This window comes from Tidjanibacter massiliensis, from assembly GCF_900104605.1.
GTDB classification, from domain to species: domain Bacteria; phylum Bacteroidota; class Bacteroidia; order Bacteroidales; family Rikenellaceae; genus Tidjanibacter; species Tidjanibacter inops.
Genome location: NZ_LT629960.1, coordinates 596517 through 616396 on the forward strand (window position 1 = coordinate 596517; position 19880 = coordinate 616396).

General features: G+C 55.9%; 18 protein-coding genes. 9 read left to right on the forward strand and 9 right to left on the reverse strand.

Annotation, left to right across the window (positions count from 1 at the left end; all coding sequences use genetic code 11):
- The 4 genes from BQ5361_RS03495 to ettA all read right to left on the reverse strand — a co-directional run bounded on the left by BQ5361_RS03495 (position 1) and on the right by ettA (position 5806).
- Positions 1-624, reverse strand: a complete 624-nt coding sequence (locus BQ5361_RS03495) for a YqaA family protein (RefSeq protein WP_052131049.1) — start codon at positions 622-624, stop codon at positions 1-3.
- A gap of 326 nt (positions 625-950) precedes the next feature.
- Positions 951-2561 (reverse strand): S41 family peptidase, encoded by a 1611-nt coding sequence (locus BQ5361_RS03500; protein WP_257526563.1) that lies wholly within the window; start codon positions 2559-2561, stop codon positions 951-953.
- Between the two features lie 175 nt (positions 2562-2736).
- Entirely contained in the window at positions 2737-4128 is a 1392-nt protein-coding gene (hisS, locus tag BQ5361_RS03505) for a histidine--tRNA ligase (RefSeq protein WP_022062918.1), read from the reverse strand.
- Positions 4129-4132: 4 nt separating this feature from the next.
- Positions 4133-5806, reverse strand: coding sequence for an energy-dependent translational throttle protein EttA (ettA, locus tag BQ5361_RS03510; protein ID WP_022062917.1), 1674 nt, complete (start codon positions 5804-5806; stop codon positions 4133-4135).
- A gap of 227 nt (positions 5807-6033) precedes the next feature.
- On the opposite strand from ettA, the gene rbr reads away from it, so the two are divergent.
- Positions 6034-6609: a rubrerythrin gene (gene rbr / locus BQ5361_RS03515; RefSeq protein ID WP_022062916.1), complete on the forward strand. Its 576-nt coding sequence runs from the start codon at positions 6034-6036 to the stop codon at positions 6607-6609.
- Positions 6610-6706: 97 nt separating this feature from the next.
- Here the strand turns inward: rbr and BQ5361_RS03520 are convergent, their stop codons facing one another.
- Positions 6707-7402: an LrgB family protein gene (locus tag BQ5361_RS03520; RefSeq protein ID WP_035473170.1), complete on the reverse strand. Its 696-nt coding sequence runs from the start codon at positions 7400-7402 to the stop codon at positions 6707-6709.
- Complete coding sequence (locus BQ5361_RS03525; protein WP_083389264.1) at positions 7399-7845, reverse strand: CidA/LrgA family protein; 447 nt, start codon at positions 7843-7845, stop codon at positions 7399-7401. The genes BQ5361_RS03520 and BQ5361_RS03525 overlap by 4 nt, the downstream gene beginning before the upstream one ends.
- A 201-nt stretch (positions 7846-8046) precedes the next feature.
- Here BQ5361_RS03525 and BQ5361_RS03530 point away from each other — a divergent pair, with 201 nt between their 5' ends.
- Positions 8047-8286, forward strand: a complete 240-nt coding sequence (locus BQ5361_RS03530) for a hypothetical protein (protein WP_143047488.1) — start codon at positions 8047-8049, stop codon at positions 8284-8286.
- A gap of 110 nt (positions 8287-8396) precedes the next feature.
- Positions 8397-8864, forward strand: a complete 468-nt coding sequence (locus BQ5361_RS03535) for a GNAT family N-acetyltransferase (protein WP_257526572.1) — start codon at positions 8397-8399, stop codon at positions 8862-8864.
- A 115-nt stretch (positions 8865-8979) separates the two neighbouring features.
- Here the strand turns inward: BQ5361_RS03535 and glyA are convergent, their stop codons facing one another.
- Positions 8980-10260, reverse strand: coding sequence for a serine hydroxymethyltransferase (gene glyA, locus BQ5361_RS03540; RefSeq protein WP_035473339.1), 1281 nt, complete (start codon positions 10258-10260; stop codon positions 8980-8982).
- Positions 10261-10858: 598 nt separating this feature from the next.
- Here glyA and BQ5361_RS03545 point away from each other — a divergent pair.
- Together BQ5361_RS03545 and BQ5361_RS03550 are read left to right on the forward strand one after the other, a co-directional pair.
- Positions 10859-11203 (forward strand): hypothetical protein, encoded by a 345-nt coding sequence (locus tag BQ5361_RS03545; RefSeq protein ID WP_035473176.1) that lies wholly within the window; start codon positions 10859-10861, stop codon positions 11201-11203.
- Positions 11160-11633: a hypothetical protein gene (locus tag BQ5361_RS03550; protein ID WP_161940422.1), complete on the forward strand. Its 474-nt coding sequence runs from the start codon at positions 11160-11162 to the stop codon at positions 11631-11633. The genes BQ5361_RS03545 and BQ5361_RS03550 overlap by 44 nt, the downstream gene beginning before the upstream one ends.
- Before the next feature lie 377 nt (positions 11634-12010).
- Here BQ5361_RS03550 and BQ5361_RS03555 read toward each other — a convergent pair whose 3' ends face one another.
- On the reverse strand, positions 12011-12751 hold the full coding sequence (locus BQ5361_RS03555) for a TapB family protein (protein WP_143047490.1): 741 nt from the start codon (positions 12749-12751) through the stop codon (positions 12011-12013).
- 170 nt (positions 12752-12921) lie between these two features.
- Here BQ5361_RS03555 and fabG point away from each other — a divergent pair, with 170 nt between their 5' ends.
- From fabG to BQ5361_RS03570, 3 genes are all read left to right on the forward strand, one after another.
- On the forward strand, positions 12922-13668 hold the full coding sequence (gene fabG, locus BQ5361_RS03560) for a 3-oxoacyl-[acyl-carrier-protein] reductase (protein ID WP_022063122.1): 747 nt from the start codon (positions 12922-12924) through the stop codon (positions 13666-13668).
- Between the two features lie 156 nt (positions 13669-13824).
- Positions 13825-15393 (forward strand): S41 family peptidase, encoded by a 1569-nt coding sequence (locus tag BQ5361_RS03565; RefSeq protein ID WP_035473183.1) that lies wholly within the window; start codon positions 13825-13827, stop codon positions 15391-15393.
- A gap of 609 nt (positions 15394-16002) precedes the next feature.
- The gene (locus BQ5361_RS03570; protein WP_022063120.1) at positions 16003-16677 is read left to right on the forward strand and encodes a recombinase family protein; all 675 of its coding nucleotides are present in this window, start codon (positions 16003-16005) and stop codon (positions 16675-16677) included.
- 63 nt (positions 16678-16740) lie between these two features.
- On the opposite strand, the gene BQ5361_RS03575 is transcribed toward BQ5361_RS03570, so the two are convergent.
- Positions 16741-17733, reverse strand: coding sequence for a class II fructose-bisphosphate aldolase (locus BQ5361_RS03575; protein WP_022063119.1), 993 nt, complete (start codon positions 17731-17733; stop codon positions 16741-16743).
- Between the two features lie 260 nt (positions 17734-17993).
- Here BQ5361_RS03575 and BQ5361_RS03580 point away from each other — a divergent pair, with 260 nt between their 5' ends.
- Complete coding sequence (locus BQ5361_RS03580; RefSeq protein ID WP_035473341.1) at positions 17994-19604, forward strand: fumarate hydratase; 1611 nt, start codon at positions 17994-17996, stop codon at positions 19602-19604.
- Positions 19605-19880: the final 276 nt, after the last annotated feature.

The following is a 19880-nucleotide window of genomic DNA, read 5'->3' on the forward strand; positions in this document are numbered from 1 at the left end:
TCAGAAAGCGTATTTGATGAGCAGGAATCCGCCTACCAACAGGACGGTGAAAGCTATGACGATGAGGTTGAAATACTTGTCGATGAAGCTCTTTATCGGAGTTCCGAATTTCCAGATGAGCCACCCGACGAGGAAGAAGCGCAGGCCGCGTCCGATGACCGAGGCCAGCATGAACATGCCGAAATTGATGTGGAATACTCCTGCGGCGAGGGTGAAGATTTTGTACGGTATCGGGGTGAAACCGGCCGTGAAGACGGCCCAGAAGTTCCACTGTTCGTAGATGTCGGCTACCGAATCGAAAGCCTCCTGGCTGAATACCCCCGGGATGAACCAATGGTCTATCGCATTCCAGGCCCAGAAGCCGAGCGCATAGGCGATGACGGCGCCCACGAGCGTACCGGCGAGGCAGATGGCCGAATAGCGGAACGATTTGCGCGTACATCCGAGGCACAGCGCTATCAGCAATACATCCGGCGGTATCGGAAAGAAGCTCGCTTCGGCCAAAGCGAGAATGAACAGCGCGGCCGGCCCCCACGGGCTGTCGGCCCAGCCGAGTATCCAGTCATAGGCCCGACGGATTATATTAGGCTTTTTTACAGGTACTTCGGTCGTTCCGTTATCCATGCGTCCCTTCGTGTTTTCATCTTCCCCGCAAAGGTACGAAAAACATTGTAAACGGCTGGCTGCCGGCCGCTGTTTTTCATGGAGTGCGTACTGCCGACGGCGATATCGTTTCGGTCTGTACAGGATGCTCGGGCATTTTGTACGGCGGGCGGAGTTTTCGGATATTCACGAGCGGGAGGGACAGCGTGGCCGTGCCAGGAAATGGGTATGCGGATATATAGGGCGGAACGAAAGAGGCGGCTGTTCCCGTCGCGTCCTGCTCCGGTTCCGTAGGAGAGCACCGGACTCTCTTTCGACGGACTGATGCGTCCCGTGCGGGTAGGGTGTCATTTCCTGTCGGCATTGCCGAGCAACCGGTCGTATTCGGCGGGATGCTGGAGAATTTCGACTGCCTTGGCGAATTCCCTGTCGTCCGCGCTGTTCGTTATCCGGAAATATTCGTTGCTGTCCCACAGTTTCCGGGCGATGAGCGCTTTCAGGTGCATCCTGATGTCGGGCAGCGTTGCGGCCTCCTCTTCGGGAGTGGGGAGGATATTCCGTGTGCGTCCGAGGTCGGCGAGAGCCTCCAGCATGGAGGGGGTTACCTCGAACTGCTCGGCGAAGCGTTCGAAAGTGGGGTATTGTGTGGTCAATCTGCCGCGTTCTTTTTCGAGCAGCGTGTTGATGTATTCGTTGATGACGCCTCCGCGTATGAGCTGGTTCCAATAGGAGTAGTTTTTCGTTGTGTCCAGCGGAATATGGATGTCGGGGTAGATGCCTCCGGCTCCGAGTACTTTCCGACCGTTGCGCAGGGTGCTGTACACCGGGGCGTCCATGTTGAGGGAGTCGGCATAGCTGCTGTCGAGCGTCCTGCGGATATGGTCGAGATAGTATCCCTCAATGTCGCCGTTCTCAAACGGACGCTGTATCACCCGCCCCGATGGGGTATGGTATCTCGCTACCGTAATGCGGACGGCCGAACCGTCTATGAGGGGAATCTGCTGCTGGACGAGCCCTTTGCCGAAGCTCGGCTGACCGATGATGACGCCGCGGTCCCAGTCCTGTACGGCTCCGGCTACAATCTCGCTGCCCGATGCCGACGACGAATCTATCAGTACCACGAGCTTGCCTTCGGTAAACGTTCCGGCCCGGCGCGATTTGTAACTGATGTTCCGGACATTCCGCCCTTCAGTGGAGACGATTACAGAGCCTGCCGGCAGAAAGAACTCGCTCATCTCTATCGCCTGGTCCAGGAGGCCTCCGCCGTTGCCGCGCAGGTCGAGGATAAGTGCGGAGAGAGGGCCGAGCCCGTCGAAACTCTGTCGGAACTCCTGCATGGTCGTACCGGCGAAGCGGTTGACTCTGATGTATCCGATGCCGGGAGCGGCCATGTAGGCGGCATCTATCGTATGGATGGGGATATCATCGCGCGTGACATTGAAAATCAGGTCGTCCGGTTCTCCCCGTCTCTCGATGCCGAGCTGTACCCGGCTCCGTTTGGGGCCGCGGAGCAGTTTCGGAACGTCGGCACGGCTTACGCCGACCGACGATTTGCCGTCCACCGATACGATGCGGTCGTTGGGCAGTATCCCGACGCTCTCGGCCGGGCCGCCCGCGACGGTGTTCACGACGATGATGGTATCGTTGATGACGTCGAATTCCACGCCGATGCCGCTGAAACTCCCGTCAAAGGATTCCGTGATGCTTTTCATCTCCTCTGCAGAGGAGTAGGAGGAGTGCGGGTCGAGTGCCGAGAGGATACCGGTGATGGCCTCTTCCACGAGAGTTTCGTTATTCAGCGTATCGACATACCTCGCATTGAGGTAGTCGAAAAACTGTTCGAACTTCAGTTTCTGGTACTCCGCGCTTTGGGAAGCGTTGCCTCCCTTCGGGGATTGTGCCGCTGCCCAAAACGGCAGTGCGAGCAGCAGCAGTATCGTCGCTTTTTTCATAGTCATGAATTATCGTATCGGTACCACGGCCCTGTCCCGGTCTTTCGAGCACATGCCGTATCGTTGCGGCGAACAAGACAGACACCGGGCGGAACTTGGCGGTCTGTCCGCCGGTACATGGATGCTGCTGCACGGTGCCGTCACGGATTGACGGAGGGCGTATCCGTTTCGCCTGACGGGGTCAGTGCTGCATATATTCCGACAGTTTGTCGAAAGGAACCGTCTGTTGTTCTCCGCTGTGCATCTCCTTTACGGTCGCATGCCGCGAGGCGAGTTCGTCTTCGCCGACGATGACGACAAAAGGTATGCCGCGTCGGTTGGCATATTCCATCTGTTTCTTCATCTTGGCCGGTTCGGGATAGATTTCGGAGGGGATGCCCGCATCGCGCACCTGCTGGAGCAGCCGCAGGGAGGCGAGCTGTTCCGGTCCGCCGAAATTGATGAACAGAATGCGTGTGGCGATGCCTGCCTCTTCCGGGAAGAGGTTCAAGGCCAGCATAACGTCGTAGATGCGGTCTGCTCCGAACGAGATGCCCACGCCCGACATGCCGGGCATGCCGAAGATGCCCGTCAGGTCGTCGTACCGTCCGCCGCCGCAGATACTCCCTATCGCGTGGTCTTTGGCCTTCACCTCGAAAATGGCGCCCGTATAGTAGTTGAGACCGCGGGCGAGCGAGAGGTCGAGCTCGATGTCGAGCGTCGAGCCGGCTGCCGCGATGTAAGAGAAGAGTTCCTCCATTTCGGCGATGCCCAGCATACCCGTTTCGGATGAGGCGATGACCTCTTTCATGCGGGCCAGCTTCTCGGTGTTCGTGCCCGAAAGCTCCAGAATGGGGCGCAGTCCGGCGATGGCCTCCTGTCCGATGCCTTTGGAGGCGAGTTCCGCCTCGACATTCCCGATGCCTATCTTGTCGAGCTTGTCGATGGCCACGGTGATATCGGTCATCTTGTCGGCATGTCCGATGGTTTCGGCGATGCCGTAGAGTATCTTGCGGTTGTTCAGCTTCAGCGTCACATTGATACCCAGGTCGCCGAACACCCGTTCCACTATCTTGACGAGTTCGAATTCACACAGCAGGCTCCGTGTCCCGATGACGTCCACGTCGCATTGGTAGAACTCCCGGTAGCGCCCCTTCTGCGGCCGGTCGGCACGCCATACCGGCTGTACCTGATAGCGCCGGAACGGGAATGTTATTTCGGCCTGGTGCTGAACCACATAGCGGGCGAAGGGAACCGTCAGGTCGTAACGGAGCCCCTTTTCGCATATCCGCGCGGCCATGGCATTGAGCGGTGCGCCGCCCGTCTCCGTTCCCGCCGCGATGACCTTCGCATCGTCCGGCGTGAATCCGCGGGTGAAATCGCCCGAATTCAGGATTTTGAACAGCAGCTTGTCGCCCTCTTCGCCGTACTTGCCCGTCAGGGTGGAGAGGTTCTCCATGGCCGGGGTTTCGAGCGGGGCGTATCCGTAGGTGCGGAATACCCGCCGGATGGTGTCGAACATGTAGGTGCGGCGCATCATCTCCAGCGGAGAGAAGTCGCGCGTCCCTTTCGGAATGGAAGGTTTCTGTGCCATGACGTTACTCCATGAGTTTGCGGTATTTCACCCGTTTGGGTGTTGTATCTTCGCCGAGCAGCCTCTTGTGCTCCTCGTATTCGCTGTAACCGCCTTCGAAGAAGACCACCTGCGAATCGCCTTCAAAAGAGAGGATGTGGGTGGCGACGCGGTCGAGGAACCAGCGGTCGTGCGAGATGACCACCGCACAGCCGGCGAAATTCTCCAAACCTTCTTCCAGCGCACGCAGCGTATTCACGTCGATGTCGTTCGTGGGCTCGTCGAGCAGCAGTACGTTGCCGCCCTCCTTGAGGGCCATGGCCAGGTGGAGCCTGTTGCGTTCGCCGCCGGAGAGTACGCCCACCTTTTTTTCCTGGTCGGCCCCCGTGAAGTTGAAGCGGGCCACATAGGCGCGGGCATTCACGCTCCGGTTGCCGAGCTGGATGATGTCGCTGTTGTGCGAAATGGTTTCATATACCGTCTTTTCGGGGTCTATCGAGGCGTGCTGTTGGTCCACATAGGCGAGTTTGACGGTCTCACCCACCCGGAACTCGCCTGAGGTGGGCTGTTCCAGCCCCATTATCATCCGGAAAAGGGTGGTCTTGCCCGTACCGTTGGGGCCGATGACGCCCACGATGCCGGCGGGCGGTAGCGAGAAGTTGAGATTCTCGTAGAGCACCCGGTCGCCGAATGCCTTGGTGACATTCTTCGCCTCGATGACCACGTTGCCCAGACGCGGGCCGTTGGGAATGTATATCTCCAGTTTTTCCTCTTTCTGTTTGGTATCCTCGTTGAGCATCTTGTCGTAGGCCGAAAGACGAGCTTTGCTTTTGGCATGCCGGGCTTTGGGGCTCATCTTCACCCATTCGAGTTCGCGCTCCAATGTTTTGCGCCGCTTGCTCTCCTGTTTCTCTTCCTGTTCGAGACGCTTGGTCTTCTGGTCGAGCCAGCTGGAATAGTTACCCTTCCACGGGATACCCTCGCCGCGGTCGAGTTCGAGAATCCAGCCCGCCACGTTGTCGAGGAAGTAACGGTCGTGGGTTACCGCGATGACCGTGCCGGGGTATTGCTGCAGGTGCTGTTCGAGCCAGTCGATGCTCTCTGCGTCGAGGTGGTTGGTGGGTTCGTCGAGCAGCAACACGTCGGGCTGCTGGAGCAGCAGCCGGCACAGCGCCACGCGGCGGCGTTCTCCTCCGGAGAGGTGGGCCACCGGTTCGTCGGCATCGGGGCAGCGGAGGGCGTCCATGGCCCGTTCGAGCACGCTGTCGAGTTCCCAGCCGTTTACGTGATCTATCGCTTCGGTCAGTTCGCCCTGCCGTTCGATGAGTTTGGCCATCTGGTCGTCGTCCATCGGTTCCATGAACCGGGCGTTCACTTCCTCGTATTCTTTCAGCAGTGCAACGGTAGCGGCGCAGCCCTCCTGCACCACTTCCTTCACCGTTTTCGTATCGTCCAGTTTCGGGTCCTGTTCGAGGTAGCCCACGCTGTAACCAGGCGAAAAGACCACTTCGCCCTGGTAGCTCTTGTCGATGCCTGCAATGATTTTCATCAACGTCGATTTTCCAGAGCCGTTGAGGCCGATGATGCCTATTTTCGCCCCGTAAAAAAACGAAAGGTAAATGTCGTTAAGGACTTTTTTCTGATTGTTAAAGGTCTTGCTGACGCCGACCATCGAGAATATGATTTTTTCGTCTGCCATCGTATGGTTGTTTTTTGTCGTTGCATGTTTGTCCCGCACCGTCCTGAACGGCCTTGCGGGATACTCTGTCCGAGGGTACAAAGATAGCGCAAAGCCCCGAATAACCGTCATTATAGTTTGAACGAATAGCGGAATAAAAAGATATGATGCAACTTGTTGCCATGGAATTGGGTGGTTCCCGAAAGAAGTCCGTATCTTTGTTTCACGGATTTTAAAGAAATGGCTAAATGAAATCAATCAAAGGTACCAAGACAGAACAGAACCTGCTGAAGGCTTTTGCAGGGGAATCGCAGGCCCGGACGCGCTATACTTTCTTTGCGAGCGTCGCCAAAAAGGAGGGCTTCGAACAGATATCCGCGATATTCACCGAGACCGCGGAACAGGAGAAGGAACATGCCAAGAAGTTTTTCCGTTTTCTCGAAGGGGGCATGGTGGAGATTACCGCCTCCTATCCTGCGGGCGTGATAGGCACGACGGCCGAAAATCTGCTTGCAGCGGCCGAAGGCGAGCTGGAAGAGTGGGGTGAACTCTATCCCGATTTCGCGAAGGTGGCCGACGAAGAGGGCTTTCCGCAGATTGCAGCTACTTTCCGCATGGTAGCTAAAGTGGAGGTCGAACATGAAAAACGTTACCGCCGTCTTTACAAACGGGTTATCGACGGAACGGTATTCGAGCGCGAGGAGGAGACGGAATGGCAGTGCCGTAACTGCGGTTATGTGCACAGGGGTAAGAATGCTCCTGCGACCTGTCCTGTTTGCCAGCATCCGCAGGCATTTTTTGAAGAGGAGAAGCAGAACTATTGATTTTTTCTCTGTGCAACGGAATCTGAAAGGCCGCCCGGAAAAGGCGGCCTTTCCTGTGTGTCGGCATGCTGCGTCGGAACGTTTGGCGGAGCCGGTCTCAAAGGTTCAGCAGCCACTCGATGACGGGTATGAGAATGGCGGTCATGATGCCCATGACGCCGATGGCCAGGCCGCTTATCGCTCCTTCTATCGCGCCCAGCTCCATAGCCCTGGCCGTACCGAGTCCGTGGGCGGCCGAACCGAGTGCCAGGCCCCGGGCGATGCGGCTCCGGATACCCAGTCTGTCGAGAATGAACGGACCGACGATTCCGCCGAAGATACCTACCACGATGACGACCACGGCGGCGATGGCAGGGATGCCGCCCGACCGTTGGGCGATACTCATGGCGATGGGAGTAGTGACGGATTTGGGTTCGAGCGACGCTATCAGCGTCCGGTCGGCTCCCATCCAGCGGGCGATGAGCACCACGCTGACGATGCCGATGACGCTTCCCACGAAAACCGAGGTCAGGATGGAGATTCCGTTTGCTTTCAGGTGTTCTCTCTGTTCGTATAACAAATAGCCCAATGCCACGACTGTCGGGCCCAGGAGAAAATTGATGATGCGGCTTCCGGCCTCGAATGTAGCGAAAGGGATGCCGAGAAACCGGATGCCGAGGGCAAGCACCGGTATAGAGACCAGCAGCGGATGCAGCAGGCTGAGCCGTGTTTTCCGGTAGAGCCACAGTGCGGCGAGGTAGACGCCCGTGACGAGTGTCAGGATGAATATTTCCGAATGGAGGAGTGGGTTCATGGTCTGGTGTCGTTGATTGCGGCCTCTTGTGCTGCCGTGTCCGTATCGGGTACTCCTGCGGCGGGGGGGGGGGGGGAGACGGTTCGGGGTTTGGCTGCCCGTCTCCGGCTCCTGCTCTCCAGCCACTCCTGTGTGCAGGCGACCGTCACGATGACGGCTACCGTACTTACGGCGCAGGCCGTCAATACCGCCTGCCAGGATTGCGAAAGGATGTCCATTGCATTGACGATGCCCACACCGGCCGGCAGAAAAAAGAGTCCCATGTTGTCGGTCAGGAACCGGGCGACCGGTCTGACTGTTTCCGGTTTGACGACTTTGCCGCAGAGTGCTGCGAACAGCAGTATCATGCCGATGACGCTGCCCGGTATGAGACCGCCCGTCAGCGTACCGATAAATTCGCCGGCGGCGTAAAACAGCAGAATGATGAAAATTCCCGGTAACATGGAATGCACGTTGTCTGTCGAGGGCGCAAATGTAATGCTTTTCTGCCAAGAATATCTCCGCTTCGTCTTTTTACGCCCGATTTCCAGTGGGGGCGAGTACAGGTGTTGCGGTGCACCGCCTGCCGTTCGCTTCTCCACCGTCTCTCCGGTTTTTGGTATTGTTCCGTAAATGGACTATTTTTGAAACAAATGTTTTGCGGAATGATGCCTTTTTCAAAGATAAGGAGATACTATTTTACGGCCTGCGCCCTTCTTTTTGTGTTGCTTTTCGTACTCATGCTGGCCCGTACCGGCTGGAGGCTCACGCCTCAGGCGTTACTTTCGACCGTTGTGGGATGGCTGTTGCTCTGTGCCGTCATTATCGGAGTGGTCTATCTCGTCGTCAGCCGGCGCAAGACGAAAGGGAACGGAACGGACGGCGGGACCGAACGCAACGTCTGAACCTCTCGTGCCGGTCGGGCGGTGGCTTCGGTCGTTTCCGGACGTTGGGGACTACCGTCGATATTCTGCCGTCGGCAGGGAATCGGAATCGTTTTAAAACAGGAAGTTCGATGGATATACTTGCTTCGTTGGAGATAAGGCGGGTGTCCGGCAGTGAGTTGCCGCAGCGTCTTTTGCTGGCGGCAGACGAGTCGCGGGAAGCCGTCGCCGACTATGTGGACCGCGGCTGGTGTTACGGCGCCTTTCTCGCCGGACGCATGGTCGGCGAATATGTTCTGCTCCACACCCGGCCGTTTACGGCGGAGGTGGTGAATATCGCCGTCGAACCGGCGGTACAGCGGCAGGGGATAGGCGGTGCGATGCTGCGCCATGCAGCGGAGACCGCTCGTGCGTCCGGTTTCCGCAAACTCGAAATCGGTACGGGCAATTCCGGATTCGGACAGATGGCTCTCTATATCCGGTGCGGTTTCCGAATGGAGTGGATAGACCGCGGTTTTTTCTCCCTCCACTATCCTGAGCCCATCCTGGAGGCGGGACTTCCCTGTACGGATATGGTGCGCATGGGTATGTTGCTATGAGCAGGGCGGCGGCGTAGGATATTTTGACGGCTGCGGTTTTGTCTGCGTCTCTTTATTAAAAGAGAAAAGTCCGGCCATAAGCCGGACTTTTCCTATCCATACAATGGATGACAGATTACCACGCGAAGAGCGGGTAATCGGCCATCAGTTTGTGTACTTCTTCCCTTACGGCAGCTATCGTGTCGGGGTTGTCGATGTCGGAAAGCACCCTGTCGATGAGGCTTACGATGTAATCCATCTTGTCCTCCTTGAGGCCGCGGGTGGTGATTGCCGGCGTGCCGATACGGATACCGGAGGTGAGGAACGGCGAGCGGCTGTCGAACGGCACCATGTTCTTGTTGGTCGTGATGTCGGCCTCCACGAGTGTGCGTTCCGCCTTTTTACCCGATATTTCCGGGAATTTGGTGCGGAGGTCTATCAGCATCAGGTGGTTGTCGGTACCGTTGGAAACCAGCTTGTAACCGCGTTTCATGAAGGCATCGGCCATGGCGGCCGCATTTTTCTTCACCTGTGCCTGATACTCTTTGTATTCAGGCTGGAGCGCTTCGCCGAAAGCTACGGCTTTGGCTGCGATGACGTGTTCCAGCGGACCGCCCTGAATGCCGGGGAATACGGCGGAGTTGAGGACGGCCGACATTTTCTTGATTTCGCCTTTCGGCGTTTTGATGCCCCAGGGGTTGTCGAAATCCTTGCCCATAAGGATAATGCCACCGCGCGGACCGCGGAGCGTCTTGTGCGTAGTGGAGGTGACGATATGGGCGTACTTCACCGGGTTCTTCAGCAGCCCTGCGGCGATGAGGCCGGCCGTATGGGCCATGTCGATAAGAAGGATGGCGCCCACCTTGTCGGCGATTGCACGCATGCGTTCGTAATCCCATTCGCGGCAGTAGGCCGAAGCACCGCCGACGATGAGTTTGGGTTTGTGCTCCATGGCGAGCGCTTCCATCGCATCGTAGTCAATGGTGCCGGTCTCCTGGCCTACCTGATAGCCGACGGCCTTGTAGAGGATGCCGGACATGTTGACGGGCGAACCGTGCGAGAGGTGGCCTCCGTGTGCCAGGTCAAGACCCATGAAGGTGTCGCCGGGTTTGAGTACGGCCATGAAAACTGCCATGTTGGCCTGTGCGCCCGAGTGGGGCTGTACGTTGGCGTATTCGGCGCCGTAGAGTTCGCATACGCGGTCGATGGCGAGTTGTTCCACCTTGTCCACCACCTGGCAGCCGCCGTAGTAGCGTGCGCCGGGATACCCTTCGGCGTATTTGTTGGTGAGTACGGAGCCCATGGCCTGCATCACCTCGTCGCTGACGAAGTTTTCCGATGCTATCAGTTCGATACCGTGGAGCTGACGCTGTTTTTCCTGTTCAATGAGGTCGAAGACCTGATTATCCCTTTTCATGAAGTTTTTAATGTTTATATTGAAAATGAATCGTCTCTTGCATTCGAGTTCCCGCAAAGTTAAACTTTTTTCCATTGAATTTCTACCGGAAGCGGAAAATAACAGGGAATAATCCGGCGCATCGTGTTCCGTGCCTTGCGGCGGAGAGATGTGTCGAACAAAAAGAGAAATTATTTGGAAATCATGAAATAAAAAGTTATATTTGAGACAGATGCAGATACGTTTGAGGGCTTGTCGGTGAGAAATGGGTAGAGTTGTCGGTTCATCTTTAAGACTTTCGGCTTATGAAACGATTTTGTCTGCTGTTTGCAGTCGCTTTTTGTGTAGCCTCTTGTACTTCCGAATGACGTTTTCGCGTGTGAATGCGGCCAGTGGCAACGTACATTGATGCATTGCAATTGGGGCTGGCAGGGGAGTTATGATGGATACTTTGCCTCTTCCGTATTCAATGCTACCATGGGACCGCATTTTAATGTTCCTGATTTGGGAGAAACCCGAAGTGCGGATAAACACAATTACAATCATCGTCTTAAGATTATCACTTATAGCGCGCTTGCATTTGTCGAGTAGATTCGTCAAACATTAAAAATTCATAATTATGCAAACCGGACTTTTTATCGCCATACTCGCGTGCGCCGGGTTTTGTGCATGCGAAAAGCTCGTTACGGATAAGTATGAGCAGGGCAGCTCCGACTCGTTCGTCGTGCAATACTGGACCTTCGACCGGCTGGAAGCCGTAACTGTCGGGCCGGAGCCCCGGTTGCAGCTCTACCTGAGGAGTTCGCCGGAGCACCGCCGGACGTATTACGGCGTTCTGTCGGACTGGGAGGAGTTGAAGCGGGCCTACGAGGCGAAGTGCGCCGAACACGGCGACCGGGGATATCCGTTCGTCTTTACCTATGGCCCCCGGTCCGAATATGGTGCCGAACTCCTTTCCCGATAAGGATTTCCGCTCTATCGAGGTGGTGAGCGATACGGATTTCGATGAGGCGCACCCCGCCGGTACCCGGCTGGATGACGTGATGATGTTCTGCTCGGCTTCGCCGTGGCGTTTCATACGGAGCCGTTACGTCGAGCAGGGGGAGTGGAATGCCGGAGTCCCTGCGGAGGTTTATCGCTATTTCGGCACCGTCCTGCCCTACGATACGGAGTGGAAGAGCTGTTACCATCCGGTATACGGTAAAGTGTCGGAGCTGACGACTGATGACCTGACGCTGCTGGGCGGAGACGACGGCGGGCGGCGAATGGGCATGATTGGGGTACTGACCTTTCTCGTACGGCCCAACCGGGCGGCGACGCATACGCTGACCGTGACACTTACCTCCGTGGACGGGGAGCGTTATTCCGCCTATGCGGCGGTGGCTCTGGAGTAACTGTTTCCTGGGAAGAGGTCCTCCGGGGCGGCTGCCCGTTGCCAGGGTATTGTGCCGGGAGTGTCGTTTGTCGGAGGAGTGTCCCGGGCCATCGTCTCGGAAGCGGACTGCATGCACATCGTTTATAGGGCGTTGGACGTCGGACATCGTGGAATAACCTTGAAATAACGTTTGGCCCGAAGGTCGTCCGGCAGTAAACCGGACGGCCTCCTGCGAATGTGAGCGGATGAAGTTTGTGCTGCCGGGGCAGGGGCACCTGCATGAAAAAAAATTGTAGGTAATTGTCAAGGGAGGCTTCGGATGCGTTCCGGCCGGAACGGGAAGCAGGAGACGCTGCGTCTCCTGCTTCCCGTTTACCTTGTATCCGCGCGGCCTTGTCAGCGACGGACGACGGCGATGGATACGAGCTCGGAACTCTCTTCGAGTTTTCCGCGTTTGTTAAGGGTCTGCGACTTTACTTCTCCTATACCCTCTGCATACCACGTGACGGATTGGGTGGTCGTTCCCATCCCTATGGGGGTTTTCATCACCTCCGTCTCGTTCACTGTCCAGCAGTCGAAAGTACCGGCCGGGACGGTTACCGTTTCCCGGCCGGTTATGCTGCGGTCTTTGATGGTTATTTTGATGATATCGAACTGTCGGTCATTTGACTTTAACGACATGGAGATGTGGACCGTTTCGAGTTGCTGGCCCACTTGCGGGTGAAGCGGATAGCAGATTTCGTCCATCGCCACCGTGAAGTCGATGTCATCGTTTCCCAGGATGCTTTCCTTTATCTCCGCTATCAGTTGGTCGATGTTCTCCATCGGAAAGATTACCCTGTCGCCGGATATGCGTATCCGTACGGTGATGTCCGACATGGCCGAAGTGTCGGCCGTCAGGGGCTTGCCGTCTGCATCCAGCGCTCTGTCGTTTATGGTGATTACCGTGCCTTCCGCCGTTTCGGCGATGTCGGTAACGGTTTGGACGGAACGGCCGACGATATTTCCTTTTCGGTCCCTGTTCACGTATGTAAGTGCGGTTCCCTTTTCGGACGGTACGAAAGGGTTTCCTGCAATGCAGACCGGTACGGCGAACAGGAGCGTGAGGGATGCGATAATCGGTTTCAGTGCTTTCATGGCTGTTTCGGATTTACGGTCGGAGGTCATATCTTCCCGTGTCGATAGGACAAAGCTATGAAAAATAAACGGATTATCCTCTGTGCCGGTCGGCTGAAAAGCATGGCGGGGTTCCGCTGCCTCGGAAAAAAGTGTTATATTTGCCTGGATTTTACCTAAACATCTTGACTATGAAATTACTTGAAGGAAAAGTGGCCGTGATAACGGGTGCGGCCCGCGGCATTGGCAAGGCCGTTGCCCTTTGCTTTGCCGAGAACGGTGCGGATATCGCCTTTACCGACCTGTCCATAGATGAGAACGGCAGGAAGACGGAGGAGGAGATACTTGCGTTCGGGGTGCGCTGCAAGGCCTATGCCTCCAACGCCGCCGATTTCCAGCAGACGCACGAGGTCGTCGAGAAGATAATGGGCGATTTCGGCCGTATAGATATTCTCGTAAACAATGCGGGTATCACGTGGGACGGACTGATGCTGAAGATGGAGGAGAAGCAATGGGATATGGTCATCAATATCAATTTGAAGTCTGCATTCAATTTCATCCATGCTGTTACCCCGGTTATGATGCGTCAGCGCAGCGGAAGCATTATTAACATGTCTTCGGTGGTAGGCGTGCACGGCAATGCGGGGCAGGCCAACTATTCGGCTTCGAAAGCGGGCATGATAGGTCTTGCCAAATCCGTTGCACTCGAATTGGGTGCGCGCGGCGTACGTGCCAATGCCATCGCTCCTGGCTTCATCATCACCGATATGACTGCCAAGTTGCCCGAGGCTGTCAAAGAGGAGTGGAACAAGAAGATACCGCTTCGCCGCGGCGGTACTCCCGAGGAAATCGCCAAAGTGGCCCTGTTCCTCGGCAGCGATCTTTCCAGCTATGTCAGCGGCCAGGTCATCGAGGTGAACGGTGCCATGAATTCCTGATAACGGCCGTTTGTGAACGGAGAGGGGATGTGCGAACAGGTTTTGCGCATCCCCTTGTCGTATTTCGGCGTGTGCGGAAAACGCAGCGAAATGTATGTATTAGGAGAAACGGGAAGGAATCGCTATCATTGCGACAGAAACAATGTGTTGTAAGGTATGCTGAAGTGGAGTATTCTGTCGTTATGTGCGGTACTGTTCCCGTTGTCCGGATTCGGGCGGGAAACGGCCGCCGGAACCGAATCGGAACCAAGTCCCCGCGATTCCGTCCGGCAGGCGTATATGGACGAACTGGACTTCATCATCGACTGCATCGAAAACCGGTATGTTTCCGGCCGCCGAGGTATCGGCGACGAGGAGTGGCAACAGGGGGTGGAATCCGTGCATAGCGGTGCTGCGATATATCTTCGCGATTACCCGGCTGTGTGGTGGTTATGGCGTGACTATAGCATGCTTTTGGACGACGGTCATTTCGCTTTTCCCGACAACGGTTCGTTCAGCCGTTATGAACTGTTCGCTGAGAGCCAACCGATTTTTCCGTTATGGATACAGATATGGGTAGACGGCTCCATATATAATGTTTACGATTACAGCGGAGTGATTCCGGAATGTTCGGAAATTATCGCAATTACGAAGTTCTATAACGGACAACGTGCACAGACGTTTTCTGGGAAAGGATTGGGGATTGGTTGCATGCGGCTGACTCCCGGCGAACCGGCATACGCTTTTGCCAATGGCAACTCCTGTCATCAACCCAATCCGCGTGACTGGGCGAGTTTCACGAATTTCCTGTCCGATTTTTCGATGCCGCCGTGGGAAGTCGTCTACAAGGTACCGGGTGCCGAACAGCCGGATACAGTCATGCTGGACGGAATAAGACGCGACGAACTGTTCAAACTGTACAAAAAGACGGGTAACAAGCGCCGTGCTAAGGAGGAACTCGGTTTTGCACGCAAGCCGATAATCTATGCCGATATGGGTGACGGCGTGGGCGTACTTACGATTAACTCGTTCTGGGGGAAACGGTGGAGCCATATGCTGTTGTTCGGTAAGGACTGGCGTTACAAGCGGCTGCTGCGGCAGGCCATGCGCCGCATCGACCGAGACGGAATCGACCGGCTGGTCATCGACGTGAGCCTCAATACGGGCGGCATGGCGGAGAATGTCTTTTATACGCTCGATTATCTGACGGACAAGCCGGTAGACATAACATACACCTACCTTATAACGGACGAATGCCGCGAAACGGCGAAGAACAACGTCGACCGGAGTCCGTACTTGTCCGAGGCCGACAGGGAGTATATGATGCACTATATCGACAGCGTGCCGGACGGCACCCGTTTCCGTACCGATACGGTGCGCCGGATGCGGTATCTCCCGCAGCGCCCGAAACACGCCTACGACGGCGAGGTCTATGTGCTGACGAGCCATCAGACCTATTCGGCGGCACAGATGTTCGCCCGTTACTGTCAGGTACTCGGCATCGGGAAGGTGGCCGGGCAGCACTGCGGCGGTTACAATGCCGTGACGGGAAATGCCGCACGGGTAGAACTGCCCGTTTCGCGTTGGATGCAGTTTCAGGTGCCTTTCCGCGAAGAGGTCATTTCCCCCGACGACGAACCGTATACATACCCGACGGTGGACATTCCGATAGAGCATCCGTTTGAGGAGTGGCTGCATCGCGAAAACCGCAGTCTCGAACGGTTGCTGCGGATGATAGAGGAGTAGGGGAGCGCTGTAAGGAACGGTACGGATGCAGGACTCCGGATGGCTCATGTCATCCGGAGTTCATTCGTCTTGTGTCCGCCGTCGATTGTGCGGATGCGGTGTGCCTTTCATGCAGAAAAGTTTGGGGGCTTAGTAGGACAGAATTTTATGGAGAATTACGATTATCTTTGTAAAGTTATTGGCGGATTTTGTGTGTCCTGCAACGGGGAGTATGTTTTTTTGCCCTTTTAAAAATATGAAGGTGGGCTCTTTTCGCGTTATATCGTACAGAGAGTGAGGACGGGTTGTCTGCCGTCTAACACAAAACTAAGTGAGAGTAAAGTAAATTTCCCGTATGTGCTGCCGCGGTCGGCAGGAGAATTTGTGTATACAGCGGTGCGCGGTCGGCGTATTGCAGCGCCCGGGTTCGGCAAGGGCATTCGGTGTCACCGCAGACGATAGCTGGGCGAACAGGACTCCTTCCGGTAGTCCGGCGGGTTATCGTGCCGGCAGCCGGAACAGGCGGAGTTGCCGTGGTGCAACATCCGTATGGTCGGAGACCGGCCGTGACCGTCGTGCCGTTTTTGGGAACCTGGAAGCTGCGGGCTTTCGTATAAATGTTTTAGGGATATGATTGTAGGATATTTGAGGGTCAGTACGGGAAAACAGAATTTGGCCAATCAGCAGGACGAAATCAGGCGTTTCGCCGAGAGCAGGAATTTTACGGTGAACAGTTGGGTGACGGAGGTAGTCAGCGGAAAGAAGAACGAACGCGAGCGGAAGCTCGGTACGTTGTTGAAGCGGATGAAACCGGGCGATACGCTGATAGTGACGGAGATTTCCCGCTTGAGTCGTACCCTGACCGATATCATGGCGATAATGGGAAAGTGCCTGAGCCGTGAGATAAATCTCTATACCACCAAGGAGGGGTACTCCTTCGACAACAGCATCAACAGCAAAGTGCTCTGTTTTGCCTTCGGACTGGTGGCGGAGATAGAGCGCAATCTGATTTCCATGCGTACCAAAGAGGCGTTGGCACTGCGCAAGGCGGAGGGGGTGACGCTCGGCAGGAGAAAAGGCAGTTATACCAAGACGAATATCTTGATGGCCAACCGACAGGCGATAATCGAGATGCTCAACAACGACAAGTCGATAGGCGATATTTGCAAACGTTTCGACATATCGCGCGATACGTTCGCCAAATTCCGGAAAAGATATCCGTCCGTGCAGAAGGCGGTTCAGGAGAAGGAGGTGAGGCGGATTGCTGCGTATGGCGGTACGAGGTCTTCTTCCCGTCCGGTTTAACTATCGAGGGGAACAGCGTGCTGCCGTTCCCCTCGATAGCTTGTATGCGTAAGACATGTGCTGTCAGGCCTTGCCTGCACTGCCCAGCACCTTTTCGCATTTGTGCTTGTAGAGTTCCTTCAGCCATTCGCGAGCCGGGCCGAGGTATTTGCGCGGGTCGAATTCGGCGGGTTTGGTCCAGAGTATTTCACGCACGGCCGCCGTCATGGCCAGCCGTCCGTCGCTGTCGATGTTGATTTTGCAGACGGCGCTTTCGGCAGCCTTGCGGAGCTGGTCTTCCGGAATGCCGATGGCGTCTTTCACTGCGCCGCCGTATTTGTTGATGATGTCCACGTATTTCTGCGGTACGGAGGACGAACCGTGGAGGACAATCGGGAAGCCGGGAATGCGTTTTTCAATCTCTTCGAGGATGTCGAACCGAAGGGGCGGCGGTACGAGTACACCCTCCGCATTGCGGGTGCACTGTTCCGGCCGGAACTTGTTCGCCCCGTGCGATGTGCCTATCGAGATGGCGAGGGAATCCACACCCGTCTTGGTGACGAAATCCACCACCTGGTCGGGTTCGGTGTAGGTATGGTGTTCGGCCGATACTTCGTCTTCGATACCGGCCAGAACGCCGAGTTCTCCTTCGACCGTTACGTCGAATTGGTGGGCGTATTCCACCACCTTGCGGGTGAGCGCCACGTTTTCGTCATAGGGAAGGTGGCTGCCGTCTATCATGACCGACGAGAAACCCATGTCGATGCAGGATTTGCAGAGTTCGAAGGTGTCGCCGTGGTCGAGATGGAGGCAGATGGGAATGTTCCTGCCCAGCTCCTTGGCATACTCCACGGCTCCCTGTGCCATGTAGCGCAGGATGGTCTGGTTCGCATACTTGCGTGCTCCGCTCGAAACCTGCAGGATGACGGGCGACGCGGTTTCGACGCAGGCCTGTATGATGGCCTGCATCTGTTCCATGTTGTTGAAGTTGAAGGCCGGGATGGCATATTTTCCCGCCATGGCTTTCTCGAACATCTCTCTGGTATTGACCAGTCCCAATTCCTTGTATGATACCATATCGAATCAGTTTTAAGGTTTATATTAAAAGAATGATGATGATAACGTCGCAATTTGCATACCGTCGGGCGGAAAGTGCGCATACCCGGTTGTTGTTATTTTAATAACGTTGCATACCCGGATATTGCGGCTAATTTCCTATCTTTGCCAACGGTATTCCAAAGGTAAGCAAAAACATTGGAGACGGGCAAGGATGGCGTGAGAATTATTTTTTCCTGAGCGGCCGTGCCGTGTCCGTCCGAATTAAAAATAGCATGACGATGTCGGAATTCAAGTATCAGGAACCTTTCCCGCTGGGAAAGGACGAAACCAAGTACAGGCTTCTTACCAAAGATTATGTGCATGTGGAAGAGTGCTGCGGCAGGCGTATCCTGCGTGTGGATGCGCGCGGGCTCGAATTGCTTTCGCGCGAGGCTTTCGCCGAAGTGTCTTTCTATCTGCGTGCGTCGCACCTGCAGCAGGTCGCCAACATACTGAAAGACCCGGAGGCGACCGACAACGACAAATTTGTAGCCTATACGATGCTGCTCAATCAGGTCGTGGCCGCTCAAGGGGAGCTGCCTACTTGTCAGGATACCGGTACGGCGATAGCGATATGCAAGAAGGGCGAAGATGTCTATACAGGGACGGACGATGCCGAAGCCATCACGAAGGGAGTGTATGAGACCTACCGCGACCGTAATCTGCGTTATTCGATGGTGGTGCCTTTCACCATGACCGAAGAGAAGAACAGCGGCAACAACCTGCCGGCCCAGATAGACATCTATTCCGAACCGGGCAACCAATACAAGTTCCTTTTCATCACCAAAGGCGGCGGTTCGGCCAACAAGACTTTTCTCTATCAGCAGACCAAGGCGCTGCTGAACGAGGAGTCGCTGACGAAGTTCGTCAGGGAGAAGATAAAGGACCTCGGTACGTCGGCCTGTCCGCCTTACCACCTGGCAGTCGTGATAGGCGGCACCTCCGCCGAGGCCAACCTCGCGGCGGTCAAGAAGGCTTCGGCCGGTTATTACGATGCGCTGCCTACAAGCGGCAACGAGGGGGGCCGTGCTTTCCGTGATTTGGAGTGGGAGGCGAAAATACTGAAGATATGCCAGGAGAGCGGCATCGGGGCGCAATTCGGGGGCAAATACCTTGTTCATGACGTGCGGGTTATCCGGATGCCCCGCCATGCGGCGTCGTGTCCGGTGGGTATCGGCGTGAGCTGCTCGGCCGACCGCAATATCAAGGCAAAGATAACCGAAGAGGGTATTTTCCTCGAAGAGCTCGAACACAATCCGGCCCGCTTCCTGCCGGCCGATGCGCCGATAATGAAGCCGGCGGTGGAGATAGACCTCGATGAGGGAATGGACAAGGTGCTGGAGACGCTCTCCAAATATCCGATTAAGACGCGTCTGAACCTGAAAGGTACGCTGATTGTAGCACGCGACATCGCGCATGCCCGTATCAAACAGATGCTTGACGAGGGTAACCCCATGCCGGAATACATGAAAAAACATCCCGTTTATTATGCAGGACCGGCCAAGACGCCGAAAGGGATGGCGTCGGGCAGTTTCGGGCCGACGACCGCGGGACGGATGGACCCTTACGTGGATTTGTTCCAGAGTAAGGGCGGGTCGATGGTCATGGTGGCCAAGGGCAACCGTTCGCAGGAGGTTACCGACGCATGTCGGAAACATGGCGGTTTCTACCTCGGCTCTATTGGCGGACCTGCCGCCATTCTGGCCAAGGAGAGCATCAAGAGCGTGGAGGTGGTCGATTTTCCGGAACTCGGCATGGAAGCGGTACGCAAGATATATGTCGAGAACTTTCCGGCATTCATCATCGTGGATGATAAAGGCAACGACTTCTTCGCCGATTTCAAACATTGATTGCGAATGCGGCGTTCCCATTCCCGCCCGCCGGAAAGTTTTCCGGCGGGCGGGAATGTTTTCGGCGATGCCGGGAATGCAGTACGGTTCCGTCGGCGGAAAATATCCTGATAAGAGCGGGGAATCGATACGTTTATTTGTCTGTCACCGCCAAAATGAATATTTTTGTCTGCCGGAACACTAAAAGCCGGATTCCGTGCGTTATAGCGGCATAAAGCAGTTCCGAGGGGCCCGCAGGGCACGGCAGGCAGGCGTGCGCTCTTTTTCCTGTCTGCG